The sequence below is a fragment of the Caloramator sp. ALD01 genome, assembly GCF_000472625.1.
Lineage (GTDB): Bacteria > Bacillota > Clostridia > Clostridiales > Caloramatoraceae > Thermobrachium > Thermobrachium proteoclasticum.
The window spans coordinates 143,266-151,299 of record NZ_AXAA01000003.1 but is presented as its reverse complement, the minus strand read 5'-3'; the positions used below and the strand labels follow the sequence as shown (position 1 = coordinate 151,299).

The 8,034-nt window shown below is 30.7% G+C and carries 5 protein-coding genes; 1 reads left to right on the top strand and 4 read right to left on the bottom strand.

Annotation, left to right across the window (positions count from 1 at the left end):
• Both A3M9_RS0102755 and A3M9_RS0102750 read right to left on the bottom strand, forming a co-directional pair.
• A partial coding sequence (locus A3M9_RS0102755) for an acyl-CoA dehydrogenase family protein (RefSeq protein ID WP_027307846.1) occupies positions 1-994 on the bottom strand: 994 nt, incomplete at its 3' end.
• 236 nt (positions 995-1,230) lie between these two features.
• Complete coding sequence (locus A3M9_RS0102750) at positions 1,231-3,690, bottom strand: ABC transporter substrate-binding protein (RefSeq protein WP_027307845.1); 2,460 nt, start codon at positions 3,688-3,690, stop codon at positions 1,231-1,233.
• Between the two features lie 198 nt (positions 3,691-3,888).
• Between A3M9_RS0102750 and A3M9_RS0102745 the strand changes: the two genes are divergently transcribed.
• Positions 3,889-4,971: a helix-turn-helix domain-containing protein gene (locus A3M9_RS0102745; RefSeq protein ID WP_027307844.1), complete on the top strand. Its 1,083-nt coding sequence runs from the start codon at positions 3,889-3,891 to the stop codon at positions 4,969-4,971.
• Between the two features lie 79 nt (positions 4,972-5,050).
• On the opposite strand, the gene A3M9_RS14580 is transcribed toward A3M9_RS0102745, so the two are convergent.
• Positions 5,051-5,200 (bottom strand): Spo0E family sporulation regulatory protein-aspartic acid phosphatase, encoded by a 150-nt coding sequence (locus A3M9_RS14580; protein ID WP_242826173.1) that lies wholly within the window; start codon positions 5,198-5,200, stop codon positions 5,051-5,053.
• A 242-nt stretch (positions 5,201-5,442) separates the two neighbouring features.
• Positions 5,443-7,953, bottom strand: coding sequence for an EAL domain-containing protein (locus tag A3M9_RS14095; RefSeq protein ID WP_051350564.1), 2,511 nt, complete (start codon positions 7,951-7,953; stop codon positions 5,443-5,445).
• Positions 7,954-8,034 lie beyond the last annotated feature (81 nt).

Genomic DNA, 8,034 nt, shown 5'->3' with positions numbered 1-8,034 from the left:
TTGTAACCTCCATTGCAGTCTCTGATGCATAAAGCTTTGCCATTGAGGCATCCATACTATAGTTTTGTCCTGTTTGTTTTTTCCAAGCTGCCTTATACACTAAATTCTTTGCAGCCTCAACCTTAGTTGCCATCTCTGCGATGTAGAACTGAAGTCCCTGNAAGGTTGCAATTGGTTTTCCAAACTGCTTTCTCTCCTTCATATANTTTACAGCCTCATTTAGGGCACCCTCTGCAATACCAAGTGCCTGTGCTGCAATTCCTATTCTTCCTCCATCAAGGGTTGCCATTGCAATCTTAAAGCCCATTCCCTCTTTTCCAAGTAGATTTTCCTTCGGAACTTTGCAATCCTTAAAGATTAACTCTGCTGTTGAGGATGCACGTATTCCCATCTTCTCCTCAATTTTTCCTATTNAGAAGCCTTCAAANCCCTTTTCTACTATGAAGGCTGATATTCCCTTTGTTCCTTTACTTCTATCTGTCATTGCAAACACTATAAATATATCTGCATATCCNCCNTTTGTTATAAATACCTTACTTCCATTTAGTATGTAATAGTCTCCCTCAAGCCTTGCTGTTGTCTGCTGACTTGCCGCATCTGTTCCTGCNTTTGGTTCAGTTANTGCAAAGGCACCTAAGGNTTCTCCCTTTAAGAGCTTTGGAAGATATTTTGCCTTCTGCTCCTCTGTACCATAGGTGTATATTGGCCAGCAGCATAGGGATGTNTGGGCAGATAGAATAACCGATGTTGTGGCACAAGCCTTTGCAAGCTCCTCCACCGCCATTATGTAGGTTATAAAATCGCCTCCTGCACCTCCAACTTCCCTTTCAAAGGGAATTCCCATCATACCAAGCTTTGCCATCTTCTTCACTGATTCAATTGGAAATCTTTCAGTTTCATCAATCTCTGCTGCTATTGGTCTTACTTCATTTTCTACAAACTTTTCAAACATTTGTTTTGATAGCTGCTGTTCTCTTGTTAATGAAAAATCCATATAATCACCCCAAACTTGTTATAAAATTAACTTTCGTTATTTATTAAGCAATTTCTGTGCCAATTTTTTTGTTTAAAAATAGTTAAATGCTAAATATTGTTGTAAAAAAATAAGACAGGACATAAAAAATTTGTCCTGTCTTTGATACACTCTATATAGCCTCTTGGCATAATTTGTCCGATTTTCTGTACAGTTTGTAGCAAATCTTTATAAACTTGTCTACATTTAAGTACACTTTATTCTATAATCATAATATCATCAAACTTCGTCTTTCCAAGTGAACTTAATCTTACACCTGCAAGATGTTTATGGGCTGCAAATCCTGATTGAGGATGATATAAAAATACCCAAGGTGCATCATCTACTATTATCTCCTGTATCTTTTTATACATCTCTATTCTCTTTTCAGGATTTACTATTGTCTTTGCCCTTGCCATAAGTTCTAAAACTTCTTGATTTTCATAGCCTGTAAAATCTGTGAAATTTGCTGGGTTAAACAGAGGTTCTAAGTAGTTGTCTGCGTCACCTGTATCTGCAACCCAACCACTTATGAATATATGACACTTTGCAATACTCTCAGGCTTTAGGTACTTATCTGCAGAAACTTTATCAATTACACATTCAATTCCAACAGCCTTTAGATCTTCCTTCATATACTCTGCTATTCTTTCATTTGCAGAAGTACCATTTCCTTGTCTTATTTGTATAACTAACTTCTCCTTTATACCCTTTTTACTTAAAATCTCCCTTGCCTTTTGTGGACTGTATTCATAACCTCTTAGGTATTTGTTATCGATTATACTTGGTGGAAGTGGTCCCTTTGATTCAACAGCCATACCACCCATTACTTCATCTATTATTCTCTTCTTATTTATTGCATAGTTTAGTGCCCTTCTTACATCCTTATCCTTAACAAAGGCGGACGAACTTCTTAAATTTATTCCTGCATAGGTTGTTGTCATAACATTTTGTAGTTTTACAGTGTTACTTAGACCTGCCTCTTTAATCTTTTCAAGAGTATTTCTATCATCAACTGGAATGAAATCATATTCTCTATCTACAAACTTCTTAACAACATCATCATCTGCATAGGTTACTTCTATTCTATCTATATATGCACATCCTCCAAAATAGTCGTGGAAGGCTTCAAGAACACATCCATTTTCACTCACATTATTTATTTTGTATGGGCCACAGCCTGTAAATACTCCTCTTTCCACATCTTCTTTAGCAAGTATAGCACAACAGCTTTGAGCAAGGTTTAGTAAGAATCCTGTATAGGGCTTTTTTAGCTTTAGTGAAATACAATATTTATCTAATACCTTTATACCTGAAACCTCTCTTATTTTCCCTTGATTATATTCTGCTGCACCTTCTATATCAAATAAGAACCAAGAATTTGGTGAGTTTAGCTTTGGACTTAAAAGTCTTTCAAAGGAGTATTTTACATCCTGTGCTGTAACTTCTCTTCCATTGTGGAATTTAACTCCCTTCTTTAGATTGAAAATCCAAGTAAGGTTGTCCTCCTCAACATACCAACTCTTTGCAACACCAGGATATATCTCTACACCAAGTCCTGGAGTTAACAGTCCTGCGTGAACGTTAATAAATATCTTTGCACTTTGTTGGTCAAAGGCCATTGCAGGGTCTAGTGTTGATGGAGTTCCATTTATTGTTGTCTTTAAAACTCTATTTTCCTCTTCAACCTCATCTATCCTACTTAAAAGATTATCTGAAACATTTTTCAAATCGTTGGATACTTCAATTAATGATTCTATTGCATTTTTTGTATACTCTGTTGAAAGGGCTGCTGATTCAACCTTTGCCATAACCTTTTCAGAGGTTTTATTCATATCTTCTGTGGAGCTTATAACCTTTTCTAAGCTTTGAGTCTGTTCTTGTATTGCATTTTTTATTTCTATTGAGGTTCTTGCTGTTGTGTTTACAGCTTCTATTATATTATTGAATACCTCCATAGTATGGTTTGCCTTTTCAACGCCCTCTTTAACCTTAAGGTTACTCCTTTGAATTGCATCTATTGTTTGCTTTATGCTTGAATTTATTTCCTGTATAGTCTTTGAAATTGTATCTGCAGATTCCCTACTTCTCTCTGCAAGCTTTTTAACCTCTGTTGCAACAACTGCAAAACCACGTCCTGCCTCTCCTGCACGTGCTGCTTCTATTGAGGCATTAAGGGATAGTAGGTTTGTCTGTTCTGCTATATCCCTTATTATCTTTAACATATCATTTATATGTGATGCCTTTTCTTCAAGTGAAATAACTGCATCCTTTACGTAATTCATTGATGTTTCTATTTCATTCATTGCACCTATTGAAACCTCAACGGCACTATTGCCCATCTTTGCAGTCTCTAATGTTTGTGCTGCTATCTGTTCTGAATTTATTGTACTTGCATATACCTCCTCTGCAAGTGCAGTATACTGATTTATTTCGTGAACAAGATGCTCTATTGCATCCATCTGAACTTCTACATCCTTAGTTATTGTAGTTATAGAACTAATTAATGCCTGTGTAGTGTTTTTTGTTTCATCAAGCTTTGAAGTTATTCTGTCCACAATTGCCCTTTGGTTTTTCTTTAAAAGTGCAAGTTTTGCATCCCTTTTATTTGCTTTAACCTCAGGTACAAATTCATCCTTTGTTACTGCAATTTCTTGATTCTTTCGTTTAAAAAACATTAGAATACCCCCCACAGATTTGTTCTAACACTTAATTATCGTATGTTTTTAAAATTTCTTAACAACCAAATTAAAAATTTAACATAAAATATAATTAATTTAAATGTGTTTTATAAAAATAAATTATACATTAAAATTATACATAAGTAAACCAATTATTTCTTATTGAGGAATATAATAATATTGAGGTGAATATGCGTGGATATAAAAAAATTAAAGCTTTTGCTATCTAAACCTGAGGGACCCAAACTTGATTATAAAGAGGATATATCATTAAATACAGAAGGTGAAAAAAAGGAACTTGCAAGGGATGTATGTGCTATTGCCAATAGCTATGGTGGAAGAGGTTACATCATATATGGCATTGAAGATAAGACTAAAAGAATAGTTGGAATAAACAAGGATGATTTTAATGAAGAAAAAATACAGCAGATTATAAGTACAAGACTTGACCCTCCTGCAACAGTATCTGCAGAACTTGTAAACTATCACGGAAAATACCTTGGAATTATAACCATATATAATTCAAACAATAAGCCTCATCAACTTAAAGAAAATGGAGCATTTTATATAAGGCGAGGTTCAACAACGGATTTTATGCATAAGGAAGAGATTGCATATATGCTTCAAGAATATGGACTTATTCATATTGAACAAACTCCTGTTTTTAATGCTCAAATATCAGACTATGATTTTAAGCTTATAGAAAAATATTTTAATCTCTCTGGTCTTAACTATCAAAATGATGAAGTGCAGCTTATTTCATCGGGATTTTTATATCAAGATAGGGAAACTAAAAAAATATATCCAACCCTTGGTGGAATACTCCTTTTTTCCAAAAATCCTCAAATCTATTTTCCCCACACCTCTGTTTTAATAAAGGATTTCACATCTGGTTCGGATGCTAATATAAGGGTTTGCACAGGAAATATTTTAAGTCAACTTTATACCATAAGTGAAACTCTATCATCTATTAAGAAATATGATAATATGGATGTTATTAATTTTTGTATATCTAAAGCACTTATTGAAAGAAATTATCTTAACATAAATAGATGCATTGAAGTTTTAGTATATAAGGATAAAATAGAAATGATAATACCAGGGCTTTTAGATAAAAATAATTTTAGAAAACTTGAATTTAAGAATCTTTGGATGTATTTTAAACTTATGATTTTTGACGTTGATAAGAAATTTCTTTACCCGAACATAAAAAAACTAAAAAAGATTAAAGTATTCGAAGGCCCATCACAGGACATTACAAAGATAATAATAAGGTAAAAAAATACCTGTTCTATCGCCTAAATAGAACAGGTATTTTACAATTTCTCCTCTGTTATTTCCATTTTCTTTTCTCTCCTTATTTGCTTGTTTTCTTCATAAAATCGACAATTAGCTTGTCTACCAACTGGCTCTGCTTTAAAATATCTTCATAGGAATACTTATCACTCATTTCTATCATTTCATTTAACTTCTGCATTTCTTTATTTAGTACTTCTTTTGTAATCATTCTCTTCACCACGCTTTATTTTTATAATAGCAAAATCTTTAAAAAAATTTTGTATTATTTTGTCTAATTGTTGTGTAATATTTTGTAGAATACTGATTAATTTTTTGTAATATTTTTACTAAAAATAGGAAATAACCCAAAAGTTCATATTAAATTTTATTTATAGCCTAAATGATTAATCTTCCTAAAATCCTTCTCATATAAAAAGGACAGGTATTCTAATCGAATACCCGCCCTAACAATTAATTTTTTAATAAATCTATACACCCTTCAGCAATTAGTGGTTTTGAAAAAACATATCCTTGAACATAATCGCATCCTATTTCCCTTAATATTTCTACCTGTTCCATATTTTCAATTCCTTCTGCCGTAACAGTTAGATCTAAACTTTTTATTAAGCCAATAATATTTTTTATAGTTTCTATATTATATTTATTCACAAACCTGTCATTTAAAGACTTGTCTAATTTAACTCTATCAACAGGAATGTATGTTAGATAGCTCAAGGAAGAATAACCTGTTCCAAAATCATCTAATATCAATTTAATTCCTAAATCCTTTATTGTTTTCAATTTTTGAATAGTATGTTCATTTTTTTCTAACAATAAGCTTTCAGTTATTTCTAACTGTATTAAATCCCTATAAATATTATTTTCGTCCAGATATTCCTTAATTAAATCTAAAAAAGTTCCATCTAAAAATTGTTTTACAGATATATTAATTGAAACAGGTTTTACATTTATTCCTCTATTTAGCCATTCTCTAATTTGACTTAATACGTTTTCTATTACCCAATTACCTATATCAACTATTAAATTACTCTTTTCAGCAATTGGAATAAACTTTGCAGGAGATATGTTTGAATCCTTTATTCTTAAAAGGGCTTCAAAGGATACAACTTCTCCTGTTTTTATATCATATATTGGTTGATACAGTATTTGAAAGTTATTTGTTTTAAGTGCATCTATTAATTTGTTCTCTATATATGTTCTCTCTTTAAGAGCCTGCTGCATTTTGGTGTCAAAATAAACATAAGTATTTTTTCCCTTCTCCTTAGCCTCATACATAGCCATATCAGCCTTCATTAATAGGTGTTCAATTAACTGGCCATCTCTTGGATATAAGGCAATTCCAATACTTGTCGATATGTTTAAGCCCTTATTAATTGCAAAATCACTTACCCTATCCTTTATTTCGTTAACCAACTCTTCTATTTTTGTATAATCTGTAAATTTATAAATTGCTACAAACTCATCTCCAGCCATTCTGTAAAATCTTAAACCATCATATATAGTTTCTATATCTTTAAATATATTTGATATATCAACCAAAACATTATCACCATAAATATGCCCTAATATATCGTTTACGTTTTTAAAATTATCTAAATCTAAAAGTAATAAACAGCCCCTTGAACTACCTTCTAATTCTATTTTAAGTTCATTTTGTAGACTGAGCCTATTAGGTAGCCCTGTTAAATAATCATAATATGCAAGATATTTAATTTCTTCTTTGCTACCCTCTAATTCTTTTGCATATTTTTCTATTTCATCATACTTATTCTGTAGCTCCTCCTCATATGCAACAAGTTGTTCTAAAGCTGCACTTAATTCTTCATTTGAGGCTTCAAGTTCCTGTTTATTTTCATTTAACTCCTTTATGTATTCGTAGATTCTTTTAAATAAACTGTTTATATATATCTTTAAGTTTTTAAATGCATCATCTTTTTCTATATTAAGATATTCTTCAAAATTATACTCTATTTTAATTCTATCTATTTCCTTTTTTAAATTATTAATAGGCTTAACAAGCCTAAATTTTGTTAAATACACTGATGCTGCTAAAATAAATATTATTATAGTAGCTGAAAACATAATATTCATAAATACTATTTCTCTAACATCTTTTATCGATATCCCTATAACTAAATATCCATATAATTTTTTATCTTTTTTTATATTTTTACCAGTATTTTTAATGGGTGAAACATAAATTATGATATTATTTTTATTATCTATTAAGCAATTATCATTTTTATTTCTAATTAAATCCACATTTAAAAATTGAGAGTCGTCAATTCCATAATGATAAAATTTATTAAAATTTGAATCATATATTGAACAGAAGCTTATTTTATTTTCCTTTATTATCCCTTCAATATTTTTTCTATAATTCATCCTGCTTATCAAATTGTTAATATCATTAGATAATAATCCAACTTGAACAATTTTATCATCTTTTCTTTTTACATACCCATATCTTAATAACCTATCTGAATCTTGATCCTTTCTAATTGATTCCTCTACCCATTCATTTAAACCTGACATTAAAAAGTAATTAAAAGGGTGATATTCCGGTGCTTTAGCTCCAACGTATTGGTCTATATTAGAATACAGTATCTCTCCATTTGCAGAAAATATATTTATCTCAAATGCATTCTGCTCTATAGCAACATTTTTCAAAACATCATTGGATAAATATTTTAAATCTGATACATACTTTGCTGTTGAAATTATTTTATCTTCTATCAAACTGTTGATTATATCTAACGCATTTATTTCATTTTCTATTCCAAGTGTAATTTGATTTGATAGTGTAATTAAATAATTTTTACTTTTAGTTATAATTATTTTATTAACTACATATGTTGTATATATTGTAATACAGACTATCAAAAGCACTACTATGAGCAAAGGCTTGCCTATCAACTTGTATGTATTAATTAAATTATTATTTTCTTTATTTCTCTCCACAAGAACCACCCTTTTTGAAACTATGTTCTATCTATTTCTAATATACACATTTTTCAACATTTTTACAATATTTTCGACAAA

Excerpts from the sequence above, each read along its gene's own strand:
- A3M9_RS0102750 (WP_027307845.1), bottom strand. The coding sequence starts at position 3,690 with ATGTTTTTTAAACGAAAGAATCAAGAAATTGCAGTAACAAAGGATGAA.
- A3M9_RS14580 (WP_242826173.1), bottom strand. The coding sequence starts at position 5,200 with ATGATTACAAAAGAAGTACTAAATAAAGAAATGCAGAAGTTAAATGAA.